This is a genomic window from Achromobacter sp. D7-1, assembly GCF_059760445.1.
Genome location: NZ_JCBAMT010000055.1, coordinates 31,072 through 47,268 on the forward strand (window position 1 = coordinate 31,072; position 16,197 = coordinate 47,268).

Sequence of the window (16,197 nt, forward strand, 5' to 3'; positions counted from 1 at the left end):
GCGGCGCGCCCAGGCGCGCCGGGTGGAAGACCGGTCCGCGGGGGGGACCGGCGGGTGCATGGCGCGGCGGCTTCAGCCCGCGCAGGGTTCGAACACCTGGTCCGGCGGAAACACCTTGACGATGTCCATCACGTAGGCCGGCTGCGGCGGCTTGCCCGTGTCCACCACGCCCCACAGGCCGTTCTGCATGGCCTGGTGGTCGCAAGCGCGCATGGTCTTCTTGCCTTCCACCGAGTTGTCGCGCTCGCTGGCGGCAAACGCCTCGACCCACTTTTCCTTGTCCCAGGTGCCGGTCTTGTCGACCACGTCCAGCCACCAGCTCATGCCGTCGTAGGCTTCGCCGGCGGCGGCCGAGGGGAACTCGTTGTATTTCTTGCGGAAAGCCTCGACGAAGGCCTTGTTGGCGTCGTTCTCGACGGTGAAGTGATATCTCACGCCCGACTGCACGCCGACCGCGGTGGGTCCCACCCCGGCCGCCATGGTTTCGTCGGCGATGACCGGGCCGAAGATCTTGCGCGTCTTGCCCAATTCGATCTGGCCGGCCTGCTTGACCATGGTGACGGCGTCCGAGCCCGTCATGAACAGCGCCACGCCGTCGGCGTTGGAGCGCGCGATCTTGTCGGCGATGGACGAATAGTCGCGGTTGCCCAGCGGCGGGAAGTCGGCGCCCACGATCTCGATGCCAGCCTTTTCGGCCTCGCGCCGGTACCAGTCCCAGCTGTCGCGCGTGGCCTGGTAGTCGGCCGTGACGCCGTAGATCCGCTTGAGCTTCTGCTCCTTGGAATAGGCCAGCGCCATGCGCTGCTCCATGCCCAGCGTGTTGGAGGTGCGGAAGGTATAGCGCGAGCCGCCCGGCACGGTGATCTTGTCGTCGGCCGACATGGTGACCAGATGGGGGATCTTGCGCTGCTTGGCGATGTTCATGATGGCCAGCGTGCTGGCCGAGCTGACCGCGCCGAAGATCATCTGCGATCCGTCGGAGATCAGCCGGGTGGTCTTCTGCACCGCGGGCTGCGGCTTGGTTTCGTCGTCCTCCCAGGTGACCTGGATGGGCTTGCCCAGCACTTTGCCGCCGCGCTGTTCGATGGCGATGGTGACGCCTTTGCGCATGTCTTCGCCAAAGATGCCGTAGGTCCCCGACAGCGATACCACGCCGCCGATCTTGAACGTGTCGGGATCGGCGGCGTGCGCCCCTGTCGTGAACAGGGCGCACAACGCCAGCGCGCCGCTGGCGGCGTGACTCCATGTCTTCATTTCTTGTCTCCACGTATTTTTCATTATGGCTCGTAATGTTTTACGTAGCTCAGTTGAAATACTACGATTGAGATTGTGATGTGAAAAATTGGGGTATACCCGAGCCATAAGGGCGAAAAAAAGCCCCAGGGCCGCAGGGCGCTGGGGCGGGGTTGGTCGAAAGGCCTTAATCCTGGAACAGCGTCTGGACGCTTTCGCGCACCAGCGCGAACAACTCGACCGCCAGGTCGGACGGTTCGGAATCCCGCAGCCGGAAGATGGCCACCGGCGGAAGCGGGATGCGGGGGCTGACGTCCAGCAGCGTCAGGTTCAGGCGTTGGGCCAGATAAGCGGCGGAGTCCGACCGCAGCAGGCCGATGAAGCCAGGCTGTTCCGCCACCACCGCGCCGATGAACGGGGGGCTGGATTCGACCGTCGCGGGCGGCACCGGCAGCCGCAGCTTGAGCAGGGCGGTGCGCAAGGCATTTCGCACCAGGGAGTCTTTCGACGGCATGACCCAGGAGTATTGCAGCAGCTCTTCGATGGGGACCTGCCTGCCTCCCTGGATCGTGTCCGGGTGGGCGACGAAACTCAGCTCATCCGGATAGAGAACCTCCACATGCAGCAAGGCCGCTTCGTCATCCCTGAGATTCCTGCCCGGCAGGCTGCCGATGACGAAATCCAGTTCCCCGGCCATCAGCATGTCGAACAGCCTGACGGCAATGCCGTCGATGATTTCCACGTGCGCCTGCTGGTGCCGCGCCGCGATCAGGGCCACGGGGCGGGACAGCAGGGACATGCCGGTGTAGGACGGGGCTCCGGCCCGCAGTGTGCGGATGGGATTGCGGCGCAGTTCCGTCAGCTCCGATTCCAGTCGCGCCAGCTTGTTGACGATCAGCCTGGCGTCATGCGTCAGCGATTCCCCGAAGGGGGTCAACGAGACCCCGTCGCGCCGCCGCTCGAAGACGGCGGCGCCCAGGGCATCTTCCATTTCCCGGGCCATCTTGCTGATGGCCGGCTGGGACAGGGACATCTGGTCCGCCAGTTGGCGAAACGACAGTCCTTCCGAGACGCCTTTGATCAGTTCGAACTGCTTCAGGCGCAGGCGGCCCAGGAGCTTGGAACTGCCTTGAGGCTGCGGATCGGTGCTCATGGCTTACCCAAAAGTTATCACCATTTGAGTTTATTTCAGTTATCAGTTAAGCGTTGCCTCCTTATCCTAGGGCCAGCAGTGAAAGCAAAAAAGCCACTGCACCGGAGGAGACCACCATGAAACTCAAGAATCTGTTCGCGCCCCTGGCCGCGATGTTGATGCTGGGCGGCTTGTGCGGCGCCGTGCGGGCCGAAGCGGCCTGGCCCGCCAAGCCGGTCACCATCATTGTTCCGTTCCCGCCTGGCGGCGCCACCGATGTGATGGCCCGCCTGTTCGCCCCGCGCATCGAGGCCGCCATCGGCCGTCCCGTCGTGGTGGAAAACAAGGCTGGCGCGGGCGGCACCATCGGCACGTATCAAGTCGCCCGGGCGCGCAACGACGGATACACCTTGCTGTGGGGGACCGTCGCCACGCATGGCATCGGTCCGAACATCTACAAGAATCTCGCCTACGACGCGGTGGCCGATTTCGAACCCGTCGTGCACGTGGTCGACCAGCCCTACGTGCTGGTCGCTCATCCTTCCAAGAAAATCACCTCGCTGGCGGATCTGCTCAGGCAAGCCAAGGAAAGGCCCGGCCAGATTTCCGTGGCCACCGCCGGGGTGGGTACCGCTGCGCACATGCTGTTCGAGAAGCTGCAGTCGGACACGGGTACATCGATGCTGGGGGTTCCTTACAAGGGGGCGGGGCCAGCCATGGCGGACCTGCTGGGCGGACAGGTGGATCTGGCTTTCGACGTGATCCTGACCACGGCTCCCTATATCGCTGCGGGCAAGCTCGTGCCGCTTGCCGTGACCAGCGGCAAACGATCGCAGACCCTGCCCAACGCGCCGACCATGGCCGAAGCCGGCGCAAAGGGTTTCGTCGCGTCCGGCTGGAACGGCCTGTTTGCGCCTCGCGGCACGCCCCAGGCCGTTGTCGAAAAAATCAATGCCGCCGTGAACCAGGCGCTGCAAAGTCCGGAAATCAACCGGCGCCTGTTGTCTGAGGGGTCTATCCCTGTGGGCGGCACGGCCGCGGATTTTGCCGGCTTCATCCAGGCCGAGATCCGGACCTGGGGCGACGTGGCCAGGCAAGCCAATGTTTCGATGGACTGAGGAAAGACGATGAATGCCGAGCAAGCGAAAAAGCCGGACGCGGATCAGGCCGCTCCAGGCCCGTGCGCGGGGCCGTTGGCGGGCGTGCGGGTGCTGGATATTTCCACGGTGGTGGCGGGCCCGTTCTCGGCCACGCTGATGGCGGACCTGGGAGCGGAAGTCCTGAAGATCGAGCTGCCGGGCGACGGCGACCACATACGTCAGTTGCCGCCGCACAAAAGCGGCGTGGCGCTCTGGTCGAAAGTCGCTAACCGCAACAAGCGCGGCATCACGCTGGATCTGCGCCAGCCGGAAGGCTTGGCGATACTCGAACGCCTGTTGCCCCGCTACGATGTGCTGGTGGAGAACTTCCGGCCGGGCACGCTGGACCGCTGGGGCCTGGACATGGCGCGTTTGCGCGCCTTGCGGCCCGACCTGATCGTGCTGCGCGTGACCGGCTTCGGCCAGACCGGGCCCTACCGGTCGCGGCCCGGCTTTGCCCGGATCTTCGAGGCCATGTCGGGCTTCGTGAACCTGTGCGGCGAAAAGGACGGCCCGCCGCTATATCCGGGCTTTCCGGTGTCCGACGCCTTGACCGGCGTGTTCGGCGCCTACGCCATCACGGCGGCGCTGCTGCACCGGCAGAAGCACGGGGAAGGGCAGGAAATCGATCTTTCCGCCACGGAGGCGATGCTGCGGGTGCTGGATTTCATGCCGATCGAATATGACCAGCTAGGCGTAGCGCGTTCGCGCCAGGGAAATCTCAATGCCTATTCGGCGCCCAGCAGCGTGTACAAGACCCGCGATGACAAATGGGTGGTGCTGGCCGTCAGCGCGCCCACCGTGTTCCGGCGGCTGGCCCACGCCATCGGGCGCGCCGATCTGCTGGATGATCCCTTGTTCAGCACCAATACCGCGCGCATCCAGAACCGCGCCGAGATCGAGGCCATCATGGAAAACTGGTTCCGCGCGCATGCGCTCGGCGAGGCGTCCGACATCCTGATGCGGCACGAGGTCAGCTTCAGTCCCATCTACGACATCGCCGACATCGTGGCGGACCCGCATTTCATCGAGCGCCAGGTCCTGGTGCGCGTCGAGGACGAGGAACTGGGCTCCGTCAGCATGCAGAACGTGGTGCCCCGGTTCTCGGCGACGCCGGGCCGGATCTGGCGGACCGGGCCTGGCGTCGGCCAGCATAACGACGAAATCTATGGGCAGGAACTGGGCCTGTCGCGGGCGCAGCAGGCGGACCTGCGCGAGCGCAGCATCATCTAGGACAGCGCGCAGGGAGGACGAGATGACGATTCCATTGCTGCCGCCGCGCTTCAGCGGCACCTTCACGCTTTCGAATGCGCTGCACGACGGCTACCTCCAGGCGGTCGGCGGCGGCCATCCGGTGCATAGCTCGCGGGACCTGGCCTTGCAATCGGGCTTTGCGGACGTGCCGCTGGCTGGCATCCATGTATTGGGCGCGTCCATGGCGACATTCACGCGCCAGTTTGCCGGCAACCCCATGCTGCTGCTGAAGGTGGAAACGAAGTTCCTGCGTCCGGCATATCCAGGAGATGCGCTGGGACTGGAACTCGAACTGCTTGAAAGCGCGGCGGTCGCCGGCACGCCGTTCACCGGCGGCCGGTACCAGGGCTATTGCATCGATGCGGACCAGCAAAAGGTGCTGATGCTCGATTTCAAGATACGTGTGGCTTTGGCGGGAAGCAACCTTAGCGCTGGCGCGCCGTAGTCTGCGTCAACGCCGACTGCACCATGCTTTCGACCAGCGGGATGACCTTGTCCGCCAGTTCGGGGCGATAGGCGTAGGGATGGGTTTCATCCATGTAGGTGGACTGGCACATTTCCAGCTGGATCGCGTGGACGTTGTCCGCGGGCTTGCCGTAGTGGCGCGTGATGTAGCCGCCCTTGAAGCGGCCGTTCACCGCCCACGTGTAGGCGGAGTTGTCGCGCAGCCGGCTTTCGACGGTTGCCAGGATATCGGGCGCGCAGGCTGCGCTGTCGGCCGTGCCGATGTTCAGGTCGGGCAGCTTGCCCTCGAACAGGCGCGGCAGCACGCTGGCGATCGAGTGCGCTTCCCACAGCAGCACGGTGCCGTGTTCAGCCTTGATGCGGTCGATTTCCTCGCACAGCTTGGCGTGGTAGGGCTTCCAGTAGGTCTGCAGGCGATGTTCGCGCTCGGCGTCGGTGAGGACGGCTTCGTTGCGGTAGAGAGCGTCGCCACGAAACGTCTGGGTCGGGCACAGGCCGGTCTTGGTCTGGCCGGGATACAGGCTTTCATCGTTGGGTGGGCGGTTCAGGTCCACCACGTAGCGCGAATAGCGCGCGCCGATGACCGACGCGCCCAGCGCCTGGGCGAATTGATACAGCGTGTCCAGATGCCAGTCGGTATCGCCCGATTGCAGGCCCAGCGGCGTCATCTGCGCGCGCTGCGAGTCGGGAATCATGCTGCCCAGGTGGGGAATGGAGATCAGCAGCGGCGCCGTGCCGCGGCTGAATTGATAGATGTCGCTCAAGTAAAACTCCGGGGGAAATGGCGGGGCGCAGGCAAGGGCATGCCTGGCAGCGTCCCTGGGTATCCGGTATTGCGCCGTCTGGGGCAATGCCGGCAATCATAGTGGATCGGGCGCATGTCTACGCCCGCGGCGGCGCCGCGTCGCTGGCCCAGGGTGCGCCGCTGCTCCATTTGCTGGCGATGGCGTCGATCAGGACCCGCACCTTGGGCGCCAAATGGCGGCGGTGCGGATAGACCGCGCAGACCGGTGCGCCGGCAGGCGCCACGGATTCCAGCACCGGCGTCAGCCGGCCGGCGCGCAGATCTTCGCCCACCAGGAAGGCGCCCAGCTGGGTGATGCCTTCGCCTGCCAGCGCGGCGTCGCGCAGTGCCTCCGTGTTGCCCAGCCGCATGCGGCCGGCCACGTGCACGGCGCGTTCCTGGCCGTTGACGGCAAAACGCCAGGGCACCAGCGCGCCGGCGTGGGTGTAGGCCAGGGTCTGGTGGCTGGCCAGGTCATCCGGATTGGCGGGCGCGCCGTGGCGGTCCAGGTAGCCGGGCGCAGCGCAGGCGATCAGGCGGTGCGGCGCCAACACCCGCCGCACCAGCCGGCTGTCGGTTTCGCCGCCGATGCGGATGGCCACGTCCACGCCGTCGCGCACCAGGTCGATGTAGTCGTCGGAAAAGCTGACGTCCGCCTCGACCTCGGGCCAGTCCCGCAGGTAGTCGCGCAGCAGCGGCATGATGTGCAAGCGCCCCAGCGACACCGGCAGATCGATGCGCAGCCGGCCGCGCGGCGCCTGCTTGCGGCTGGCCATGGCGTCGGTGGCGTTGTCCACCTCGGACAGGATGCGCTGCGCGTGTTCGTAAAAGACGCGGCCTTCGTCGCTCAGACTGACGCTGCGGGTGCTGCGGTGAAGCAAGCGCGCGCCCAGGCCGAGTTCCAGGCGCGCGATGCACTTGCCGATGGCCGAACGCGACAGACCCAGCTTTTCGGCCGCGGCGGTGAAGCTTTGCGTGTCGGCCACGCGGACAAACGCGAGCAGGTCGCCTATGTGGTCCAGGCGGGCGGCCGGGTAGGGTGAATTGTGCACGATTCGTCCCTTTTGTTTATTCATTAACCTACTTTATCAGCGAAATGGAAGCAGTAGACTGCCTAGGGGTCGGCCCGGCTTGGGTCTTATCTGGAACCTCATCATGACCCGCGGCACCTCGTTGCAAGACTTGCCCACTCCTGGCTCTCCTAGCGCCTCACCGCAGGCCGAAAGCACCGGATGGCGCGCCTGGCTGGGCGTCATCGCCGTGGGCATGGCGACCTTTTGCGTGGTCACCACCGAAATGCTGCCGGTAGGACTGTTCGTTCCCATCACGGCAACGCTCGACGTCTCGGTGGGCATGGGCGGCTTCATGTTGTTCGTGCCCGCCATCCTGGCGGCGCTGTTCGCGCCGTTGGTCGTTCTCGGCGCGAAGAGCGCCGACCGCCGCGCGATCCTGTGCGGCTTGCTGGCGCTGCTGGTCTGCGCCAACGCGGCCAGCGCCTGGGCGCCCAGCATGCCGTGGTTCCTTGCGGCGCGGGTCCTGGTGGGTTTCTGCATCGGCGGCATCTGGGCGGTCGCGGGCGGGCTGGCGGGCAGGCTGGTCGGGCCGGGCGCCGTGGGACTGGCCACGTCCATCATCTTCGGCGGGGTCGCGGTGGCGTCCGTGCTGGGCGTGCCGTTGGGCGCCTTCATCGGCGAGCTGGCCGGCTGGCGCGCAGCCTTCGGCGTCATGGCGGCGCTGTGCGCCGGCGTGCTGCTGATGAATCTGCTGAGTCTGCCGCCGCTGCCCGCGGCGCACTCGCTGCGGCCGCGCCAACTGCTGTCGCAACTGGCCAATCCGGGCTTGCGGCTGGGCCTCCTCATCACGCTGTTCCTGGTCGCCGGCCATTTCATGGCCTACACCTTTGTCCGTCCCTTGCTGCAGATCCACGCGGCGTTCGGGGAAAGCTGGATCGGGCCGCTGCTCTTTGCCTATGGCACGGCGGGCGTGGCGGGCAACTTCCTGGGCGGGGCAGCGGCTGCGAAACGTCCCGCCGCGACCCTGCTTGCGATCGCGGCCAGCCTGTTGCTGATCTTGCTGCTGCTGGCCATGCTGGGGCAGCTACGCCCGGCGGCGGCCGCCTTGCTGTTGCTGTGGGGCCTGGCCTACGGCGCGGTGTCGGTGTCGCTGCAAACCTGGATGATGAAGGCGGCGCCGGACGCGGTCGAGGCCGCCACCGCGCTGTTCGTCGCAGTGTTCAACCTGGGCATCGCGGCCGGTTCGCTGCTGGGCGTGCCCAGCGTGGACGCGCTGGGGCTGCGGGCCAATCTGTGGCTGGCGGCTGCCTGCATGCTGTGGCCGGCGCTGATGCTGGCGCGGGCAGGGTGGGGCGAAATGCACGGCGGCTACGCGCGGAAGGCGCGCAACAGGGTGTCCACGCCGTAGCGGCAGGTCGCCAGATGGTCCTCGTCCGGGCCTTCGGCACGGCCGCCGGTCAGCCGGGCGAGCGAGGCGATGCCGTTGATCAGGTTGCCCAGGGTGCGCGCCGCCAGGCGCGGATCGTCGATGTGCAATTCGCCGCGCTCGCAAGCCCGTTGCAGGCATTGCTCCAGAGGGGCGTGGAGCTGCATTTCCACTGCCAGCCGCAGGGACTCGGCCAGTTGCGGCAGGCGATGCGATTCCGAGATGACCAGGCGGTAGAGCGCGACCGATTTGGGCTGCACGGAGTAGCTCAGGAGACGTCGCGCCAGTTCGTGCAGGGCTGGACCCACGGGCTGGTCCAGCATGGCATCCGCAAACACCGCTGCGCGCATGCCGTTCAATTCATGTTCCAGCACCGCGACCAGCAGACCTTCTTTGTTGCCGAACAACTGGTAAGCGGTGGCCGCGGATCCGCCCGCCTGGCGCACGATGCGCTGGATGGACGTTTGCGCGTAGCCGTGTTCCAGCAATGACTGCGTGGCGGCTTCGAGCAGGCGCTCACGGCGCGCTTCGCCCCGGCTGGTCAGCGCGCGCGGCGTCGTATCGTCTGGAATGGTGTGCACTTCGTTCCCCCCGTGGCCGTAATCGGCCGCTGACTCCCTATGTCCGGCGGCGTGTCTGGCTGAAATTGTGTAATGTATAGTACATTACGCTGACGCAACATCATCCAAATCGCTGTGACGCCCTGCAACAACGGCGCTCGCGGCGCACATCGCTATGATCGACGACCTGCTTCAACTGGGAAAACTCGTCAGCCTGGGGCTGGCCCTGATGCTGCCGCTGGCCAATCCCCTGACCTCCATGACGCTGCTGCTGTCCCTGGGCCAGCAGATTCCCTACAAGGAGCGCGAACGCCAGGTCAAGCAGGCGGCGTTCTACGTGGTCGGCATCATGGTGGTGACCTACTACGCCGGCGCCTGGATCATGCATACCTTCGGCATCTCGATCCCGGGGCTGCGTATCGCCGGCGGCCTGATCGTGGCCAGCATCGGTTTCAGCATGCTGTTCCCGTCCGCGCCGTCTACCGCGTCCGAAGCCGACGTGGCGGACGCCCAGGCCAACCGCCAGACCCCCAACATCGCCTTCGTGCCGTTGGCGATGCCGGGGACGGCCGGGCCGGGCACGATCGCCATGATCATCAGCGGTGCGGCGACCCTCGACGCGTCGGTGTCGCAGACCTACGCGGCCTGGGTGCTGGCGGTGACGCCCATCCTCGTGTTCTCCCTGCTGGGCCTGCTGTTCTGGATCTGCCTGCGTTCAGCCGGACGCATCGTGGCGGTGATTGGCCAGGGCGGGGTGGAGGCCATTTCCCGCATCATGGGCTTCCTGTTGGTGTGCATGGCGGTGCAGTTCGTGATCAACGGCGTTCTCGAAATCGTGCAGCAATATGGCGGCGTCTAATCCTGCCCGGCGCGGCTGGCTGGCGATCACAGGGCGCATCGCCTTCAGCCTGGCGCTGATTTTTTCCGCGCTATGGGGTTGCCTGGCGTTGGCTTACCGCGTGCCGGGCGGGCAGGTCGCGCAAGGCGCGGCGGCGCTGGCCTGGGCCGCGCTATGCCTGCATGCGGCTGTCGCGCTGTGGCGTGGACGCACGCGGCGCGCCATCTGGACCTGGCTGTTTGGCATGGCCGCGTTGTGTGTGTGGTGGCAGACGCTGGCGCCCTCCAACGACCGGATCTGGGCAGACGACGTGGCGCGCACGCTGCGCGGCAGCGTTTCCGGATCCATCGTCACCTTGGACAGCGTGCGCAACTTCGATTGGCAGGCCGATACCGATACGCGCTACACGGCGCGCTGGGAAAGCCAGCAATACAACTTGAACGAGCTGACCTCGGTGGACATGGTGCTGTCGTACTGGGGCAGCCCGGCCATCGCCCACACGCTGGTTTCCTTTGGCTTCAGCGACGGCCGCCACGTCGTGTTCTCGGTCGAGATCCGCAAGGAGCGCGGCGAACAGTTCTCGGAGATCGGCGGCTTCTTCAAGCAGTTCGAACTGAGCGTGATCGCCGCCCAGGAACGCGACATCCTCTACGTGCGCGCCGGGCCGCGCGCCGAGCGCGTGTACCGGTATCCGGTCGACATGCCGGTGCCCGCCATGCGCGAATTGTTCTTGTCCTATGTGCGCACCGCGAATGAACTGGCCGACCGGCCGCGCTTCTATCACACGGTGACGGCCAACTGCACCACGCTGGTCTACGCCATGGTGCGCGCGATCGTGCCGGGCCTGCCCATGGACTACCGCATCCTGCTGTCCGGCTATCTGCCGGAATACCTCTACGAACAGAGGGGGCTGGACACCGGCAAACCCCTGGCCACGCTGCGCCAACAGGCCTACCTCGGCAAGCCCGCCTTGCCTGGTCCGGATCCGGTCGAGTTTTCGCGGACCATCCGCCAGCCGGCGAAAGCGGGGGCCGCGCAATGATCGGGCTCTGGCGTGCCGGCGCGAAAGGCTGCGCGATCCTGGGCCTACTGGCGTGCGCGGGTTGCGCGGGCGTCAAGGTGTCCTCTGTCAGTACGCAGGATTACATCGCCCAGCGCCGCGGCGATGTGCTCACCACCGGTCAGCTCAGCGCCTCCGCGCGCGAGTCCATGGCCGTGCTGGGCCTGAACGCGCAGGATTGCCGCAAGGACCGCGACGCCTGCACGCAGTCGCTGGCCACCATGGAAGGGCTGGACAGCGAACGGCGCCTGGCCACGCTGTCCGAAGTCTGGCTGATGGAGGCGCTGACCACGGAAAAGCAGCGCCCCGCGACTCAGGCCGACCAGGACGAGCTGCTGGACGCTTACCTGCAAACGGCGCGGGCCGCCTACGCCTATTTGTTCTTCACGCCGCGCTCGCCCAGCGACCGCGCCTTCGAAGACCGCCAGACGCAGGTGCGCGACTATTACAACTACGCCGTGCAGCAGGCCGTCACGCGCCTGTTCGAGCAGTATCGCGGCCGTCCGCCGGAACCCGGCACGAAGATGACGGCCGGCGCCTGGCAGGTGCTAGGCGAAATGTCCGACGTCAAGCTGCCCGGCGGCAAGCAGTTCCCGCACGAACTGGTGCCCGCCTCGACGTTGACGTTCCGGGGACTGCGCAGCATGTACCGGCGCGACGGCTTCGGCGCCGAACTTGTGGCGGTCACCGCGCGCCGCGTGAACGATGCCGACACCTTCAAGACGCCGTACAGCGAAACGCCTTTTCCCGCCGTGACCGTCATCATGGGCTTTCCCGGCGACACGCTGGAGCAGGTCATGGCGTCGCAGGAAGCGACCCTGGCGGCCTACGACCCCTACAAGCGGGACACGGTGGAACTGGCCGGCACCACGGTGCCCCTGGCGGCCAACTTCACCTCGGGCTACGGCCTGTGGCTGGCGCGCTCGGGCTTCGCCACCCAGGCGCTGCGCAACGTGCTGGGCAAGGAAGAAGGCATCGAGGCGCCGCACGTCTACTTGTTACAGCCCTATGACCCGGACCGGCGCACCGTCATCATGCTGCACGGCCTGGCCAGCAGCCCGGAAGCCTGGATCAACGTCGCCAACGAGGTCCTGGGCGACGAAACCCTGCGCCAGCATTACCAGATCTGGCAGGTCTACTACCCGACCAACGCGCCGCTGGCGCTGAACAACCGCGCCATCCGCGACGCGCTGCGCCAGACCATCGAACATTTCGATCCCATGGGCACCGCGCAAGCCTCGCGCGACAGCGTCATCATCGGGCACAGCATGGGCGGCGTTTTGAGCCGTCTACTGGTATCCTCGTCCGGCACTGTGCTGTGGGACGCGCTGCGCGACCACGCCAAGCTCGACGACACCCAGCTCGCCCAGGCCCGCGCCGAATTCGACCCGGTGCTGACTTTTGACGCGTTTCCCGGCATATCGCGCGCGGTATTCATTGCGGCGCCACACCGGGGCACGCCGTTTGCCGAGAACACTTTGTCGCGTTGGCTGTCCAACCTGATCACGCTGCCCGTGACGGTGGTCAGGCAGTTCGCCAAGCTCAACCGCCTGGCCGACGCCGATGGGCCGCCCCGGCCCGAATCCTCGATCCGGGTGCCCAACGGCGTGGACAACCTGAGCGAAAAGGACCGATTTGTGAGATTGACCGCTTCCATGCCGATTTCGCCGGCGGTGCGCTACCACAGCATCATTGCGAACCACACGCCCGGCGTGCCGCTGGCGGAGTCGGACGACGGCCTGGTGCCGTACCGCAGTGCGCACCTGGACGGCGCCGAATCCGAGAAGATCATCAGCTTCTCGCATAGCGTGCAAGAAACGCCGGAGGCGATCCTGGAGCTCAGGCGCATTCTGCGGCTGCAGCTGGAGCAGGGGGTGCGCTGATGCACGGCTTATTGTTTGGCCTGCTCCTCATCGCCGCCGGTGCGATCACGGCCGCGCTGTTGCGCCAGCCGGGCGTACTGCTCTACGACTGGATCGCGACGCGGGCAAACAGGCGGCGGGCCGCCGTCCGCCAGCAACCAGTCGCCATCCATGAGGCGGGGGCGCGCGAATCCGGTCAGGCCAAGCGCAGTCAGCCCGCCACCCTGGCCGGATAAGCGCCGCCGCCAGTTCGACGGGGCCTGCCAGAGAGCGCCGCCTTACCTGGGTTCCAGCCCCAAGTGTCCGCGCAGCGTGCTGTGCTGGTATTCGCTGCGGAACAGCCCGCGGCGTTGCAGCACCGGAATCACGTGCTCGACGAAATCGTCGATGCCCCCGGGCAGGGACGGCGGCATCAGGTTGAAGCCGTCGGCCCCTTCGTTCCGGTACCAATGTTCCATCTTGTCGGCGATCTGCTCCGGCGTGCCCACCATGGTGCAATGGCCGCCGCCGGCTGCCAGTCGTCCGAGCAACTGGCGCACCGTGGGTTTTTCGGTCTCGATGATGCGCAGGATGGTCGCGTAGCGGCCCTTGGGGCCGGTGAATTCGGACAAGGGCGGTAGCGCCGGCACGGGCGCGTCCAGCTCCCATGCGGAGCAGTCCTGCAGCACGAACGTGCCCAACTGGCGCAACGAGGCGTCGCTGGGCAGCAGCACGTCCAGTTCACGCTGCTTGGCTCGGGCTTCGGCCTCGGTCGAACCGACGTAGGTGACCAGGCCCGGCATGATGGGCACGAAATCCTGGCGGCCGGCGGCCAGCACGCGCCGCTTGATGTCGCGGTAGTAGGCTTGCGCCGCGGGCAGGTCGTAGGCGACCGCGTAGATCGCTTCGGCGCGCCTGGCGGCCAGGTCGCGGCCCTGGTCCGAGGCGCCAGCCTGGAACAGCACCGGACGGCCTTGCGGCGGACGCGGCACCGTCAGCGGGCCGTCGACCAGGAAATGCTCGCCGTGATGGCCGATCTTGTGCACGCGTGCGGGCACGCCGTAGTCGCCGGCGCGGTCGATGGCCAGGGCGTCCTGGTCCCAGGAGTCGAACAGCTTGAGCGCGACATCGACGAATTCCTCGGCGCGCGCGTAACGCCAGTCGTGTCCCGGCATGGACTCGTAGCCGTGGTTGCGCGCTTCCGCATCGAACATGGACGTGACCACGTTCCAGCCCATGCGTCCGCCCGAGATATGGTCCAGCGACGCCACCATGCGGGCCGCGTGGAAGGGCGTGAAAAAGGTGCTGGAAACCGTGCTGATCAGGCCGATGCGGGAGGTGGCCCGCGCGATCGCGGCCATGGCGGTCAGCGGCTCCAGGTACCAGCGCGGGCCGTCGCCGATGTTGTCGACCGATTGCCCGTCGGCGAAGAAGATGGCGTCCAGCTTGCCGCGTTCGGCGGTGCGCGCCAATGCCTCGTAGTAGGAGATGTCGCCCAGCCGCTCGGCGGCGGAATCGGGGTGGCGCCAGGCGGCGCGATGGTGGCCGCAGCCGAAGATGAACAGGTTCAGATGCAGCATGGCGATCCGGCCCAAACAGGGGCGGTAAAAGGCGCGATAGGCATGGTCAGGCTCTACGATTGCAGCGGCGAACATACAAACGGCCGCCGCACGCGGGCGAACTTAGCACAAAAGTTGCGGGCGGGTCTCCACGCCAGACGCGTTGACATTGCCGTGCCGCTCTCCTAATCTTGCGGCAATTCCTGGGGGAGCCCTGCAAGGGCTGAGATTCCGCGCTATCGCGGTAACCCTTTGAACCTGATCCGGGTAATGCCGGCGAAGGGAAGGACATCGCGCAGTCCGCGCGCCCTCCCTAGACTTTCATTCATCTTGCGGCCTGCGCACCCAGCGTGGCGGGGCCGCCGCGTTGCGCGTCCGGCTGCCAGCCGGCAGCGGGAGGACCGATACCATGTTGACCCAATCAAGCGCCCTGATGTGGCTGCTGCTGTTTTCTGGCGGCTTCGCCTTGGCCAGCGTGCTGTACACGCGGCGCAAGCGCGGCACGCTGGAGGACTATATCGTTGCCCGCAACAGCCAGGGCGCCTTCGGCACCATCCTGACGCTGATGGCCTCGACGCTGGGTGCCTGGATCCTGTTCTCGCCCGCGCAAGCGGCGACCTGGGGAGGCCTGGCGGCGGTGATCGGCTACGCCCTGGGATCGATGTCGCCGCGCCTGGTGATGATTCCGCTGGGGCGGCGCATGCGCGAACTGATTCCGCACGGCCACACCCTGACGGAATTCCTGATGGCGCGCTACGGCCGGCCCATGTATGGGCTGGCGCTGTTCATCATGCTGTTCTATCTCTTCATCGCGCTGTCGGCCGAAGTCACGGCGATCGCCAAGCTGGTCACCATGTTGGCGCCCGTGCCGCTGTGGGCCACCGCCGCCATCGTGATGGGCACCACCTTGCTCTACACCACCTACGGCGGCCTGCGTTCGTCGATCTTCACGGATCAGGTGCAGATGATGGTGATCGTGCCCTTGCTGGTGATCCTGTGCCTGGTCGGCTGGCAGGCCGCGGGCGGCGCCATGCCCACCATCGAAGCGCTGCAGGCCAAGGCGCCGCAGCTGCTGGACCTGACCGATCCGGTGGGCATCAAGGCCGGGCTGACCTTCTTCGTCGCCATCCTGCTGACTGGCATCTTCCACCAAGGCAATTGGCAACGCATCTACGCCGCGCGCGACGCGCGCTCGATGCGCAACGGCTTCCTGCTGGGTGGCTTGCTGGTCGCGCCCTTCATCTTCCTCATGGGACTGTTCGGACTGGCCTTCGTTGGCCTGGCGCCCCAGGGCGACAGCTCCATCGCGCTTTTCAGCGTCATCATGCCGCACGCGCCCGCGTGGTTCGTGATCGCCCTGATTCCGCTGGGGCTGTCGCTGGTCATGAGCACAGCGGACACGGCGATCAGCGCCGTCTCCAGCATCATCGCGGTCGACATGCGCCGCCTGATGCCCAACGCCAAGTCCATGACCATGAAGCGCCTGGCGCGCTGGCTGGTGCTGCTGATGGCCATTCCGGTCATGATCGTGGCTTCGCAGGGTTATAGCGTGCTGTACCTGTTCCTGCTGGCCGACCTGCTTTGTTCCGCCGCCGCGTTCCCGGTCTTCTATGGCCTGTTCAGCCGCAAGCACGACGGCCTCACCGCAACCGTCGCCACCATTTCTGGCCTCGTGGCTGGCTTGTTTTTCTTTCCGGCGCCGGGCGACAAGCCCTCGTTCCTGCTGGAGTCCTTCCTGCTGGCCGCGGTGGTGCCGGTGGCGACCACGGTGCTGATGCGCTGCCTGCTGCGCGGCCGCAAGGAATTCGATTTCTCGACCTTGAGCGCGGCGGTGCGCCGGCTGGATCAGGATCCGGTCTGAGTGGCAGCTCCGCGGCGCGGCGCCCGATGGCG

At 66.5% G+C, this 16,197-nt stretch carries 15 protein-coding genes and 1 riboswitch; of the genes, 9 read left to right on the forward strand and 6 right to left on the reverse strand.

The features are described 5' to 3' along the window. Window positions 1-72 precede the first annotated feature (72 nt). Together AC6LKD_RS21560 and AC6LKD_RS21565 are read right to left on the reverse strand one after the other, a co-directional pair. Window positions 73-1,254: an ABC transporter substrate-binding protein gene (locus AC6LKD_RS21560; protein ID WP_492275561.1), complete on the reverse strand. Its 1,182-nt coding sequence runs from the start codon at window positions 1,252-1,254 to the stop codon at window positions 73-75. 166 nt (window positions 1,255-1,420) lie between these two features. Continuing rightward, a complete protein-coding gene (locus AC6LKD_RS21565) occupies window positions 1,421-2,386 on the reverse strand; it encodes a LysR family transcriptional regulator (RefSeq protein ID WP_498117403.1) in 966 nt (321 codons plus the stop codon). Between the two features lie 116 nt (window positions 2,387-2,502). Here AC6LKD_RS21565 and AC6LKD_RS21570 point away from each other — a divergent pair, with 116 nt between their 5' ends. Genes AC6LKD_RS21570 through AC6LKD_RS21580 form a run of 3 tightly spaced genes read left to right on the forward strand, consistent with a single transcriptional unit; the run spans window position 2,503 to window position 5,203 of the window. After that, window positions 2,503-3,483, forward strand: a complete 981-nt coding sequence (locus AC6LKD_RS21570) for a Bug family tripartite tricarboxylate transporter substrate binding protein (RefSeq protein WP_492275563.1) — start codon at window positions 2,503-2,505, stop codon at window positions 3,481-3,483. A gap of 9 nt (window positions 3,484-3,492) precedes the next feature. Continuing rightward, a complete protein-coding gene (locus AC6LKD_RS21575; RefSeq protein WP_498117404.1) occupies window positions 3,493-4,737 on the forward strand; it encodes a CaiB/BaiF CoA transferase family protein in 1,245 nt (414 codons plus the stop codon). Between the two features lie 22 nt (window positions 4,738-4,759). Continuing rightward, complete coding sequence (locus AC6LKD_RS21580) at window positions 4,760-5,203, forward strand: MaoC family dehydratase (protein ID WP_013393214.1); 444 nt, start codon at window positions 4,760-4,762, stop codon at window positions 5,201-5,203. On the opposite strand, the gene hutG is transcribed toward AC6LKD_RS21580, so the two are convergent. Together hutG and AC6LKD_RS21590 are read right to left on the reverse strand one after the other, a co-directional pair. Beyond that, the gene (gene hutG / locus AC6LKD_RS21585) at window positions 5,184-5,987 is read right to left on the reverse strand and encodes an N-formylglutamate deformylase (RefSeq protein ID WP_492275566.1); all 804 of its coding nucleotides are present in this window, start codon (window positions 5,985-5,987) and stop codon (window positions 5,184-5,186) included. The two genes, AC6LKD_RS21580 and hutG, sit on opposite strands and share 20 nt — an antisense overlap. Window positions 5,988-6,105: 118 nt before the next feature. Then, the gene (locus tag AC6LKD_RS21590) at window positions 6,106-7,059 is read right to left on the reverse strand and encodes a LysR family transcriptional regulator (protein WP_498117405.1); all 954 of its coding nucleotides are present in this window, start codon (window positions 7,057-7,059) and stop codon (window positions 6,106-6,108) included. Between the two features lie 103 nt (window positions 7,060-7,162). Here AC6LKD_RS21590 and AC6LKD_RS21595 point away from each other — a divergent pair, with 103 nt between their 5' ends. Next, entirely contained in the window at window positions 7,163-8,428 is a 1,266-nt protein-coding gene (locus AC6LKD_RS21595; RefSeq protein WP_498117406.1) for an MFS transporter, read from the forward strand. Here the strand turns inward: AC6LKD_RS21595 and AC6LKD_RS21600 are convergent. Then, a complete protein-coding gene (locus tag AC6LKD_RS21600; RefSeq protein WP_013393218.1) occupies window positions 8,389-9,027 on the reverse strand; it encodes a TetR/AcrR family transcriptional regulator in 639 nt (212 codons plus the stop codon). The genes AC6LKD_RS21595 and AC6LKD_RS21600 overlap by 40 nt on opposite strands. 154 nt (window positions 9,028-9,181) lie before the next feature. Between AC6LKD_RS21600 and AC6LKD_RS21605 the strand changes: the two genes are divergently transcribed. From AC6LKD_RS21605 to AC6LKD_RS21620, 4 genes are all read left to right on the forward strand, one after another. Continuing rightward, window positions 9,182-9,865, forward strand: coding sequence for a MarC family NAAT transporter (locus tag AC6LKD_RS21605; RefSeq protein ID WP_498117407.1), 684 nt, complete (start codon window positions 9,182-9,184; stop codon window positions 9,863-9,865). Next, a complete protein-coding gene (locus AC6LKD_RS21610; protein ID WP_498117408.1) occupies window positions 9,852-10,886 on the forward strand; it encodes an Lnb N-terminal periplasmic domain-containing protein in 1,035 nt (344 codons plus the stop codon). The genes AC6LKD_RS21605 and AC6LKD_RS21610 overlap by 14 nt, the downstream gene beginning before the upstream one ends. Window positions 10,887-10,963: 77 nt before the next feature. After that, window positions 10,964-12,787 carry an esterase/lipase family protein gene (locus tag AC6LKD_RS21615; protein ID WP_498117409.1) on the forward strand — a complete coding sequence of 608 codons (1,824 nt, stop codon included), beginning with the start codon at window positions 10,964-10,966 and terminating at the stop codon, window positions 12,785-12,787. Beyond that, entirely contained in the window at window positions 12,787-13,002 is a 216-nt protein-coding gene (locus AC6LKD_RS21620; protein WP_498117410.1) for a hypothetical protein, read from the forward strand. The genes AC6LKD_RS21615 and AC6LKD_RS21620 overlap by 1 nt, the downstream gene beginning before the upstream one ends. A gap of 42 nt (window positions 13,003-13,044) precedes the next feature. Here the strand turns inward: AC6LKD_RS21620 and AC6LKD_RS21625 are convergent, their stop codons facing one another. Continuing rightward, the gene (locus tag AC6LKD_RS21625) at window positions 13,045-14,325 is read right to left on the reverse strand and encodes an LLM class flavin-dependent oxidoreductase (RefSeq protein WP_498117411.1); all 1,281 of its coding nucleotides are present in this window, start codon (window positions 14,323-14,325) and stop codon (window positions 13,045-13,047) included. Between the two features lie 174 nt (window positions 14,326-14,499). Beyond that, window positions 14,500-14,606, forward strand: a riboswitch (TPP riboswitch). A gap of 107 nt (window positions 14,607-14,713) precedes the next feature. Here AC6LKD_RS21625 and AC6LKD_RS21630 point away from each other — a divergent pair. Further along, window positions 14,714-16,165, forward strand: coding sequence for a sodium:solute symporter family protein (locus AC6LKD_RS21630; RefSeq protein WP_013393223.1), 1,452 nt, complete (start codon window positions 14,714-14,716; stop codon window positions 16,163-16,165). The last annotated feature ends 32 nt before the right edge of the window (window positions 16,166-16,197 follow it).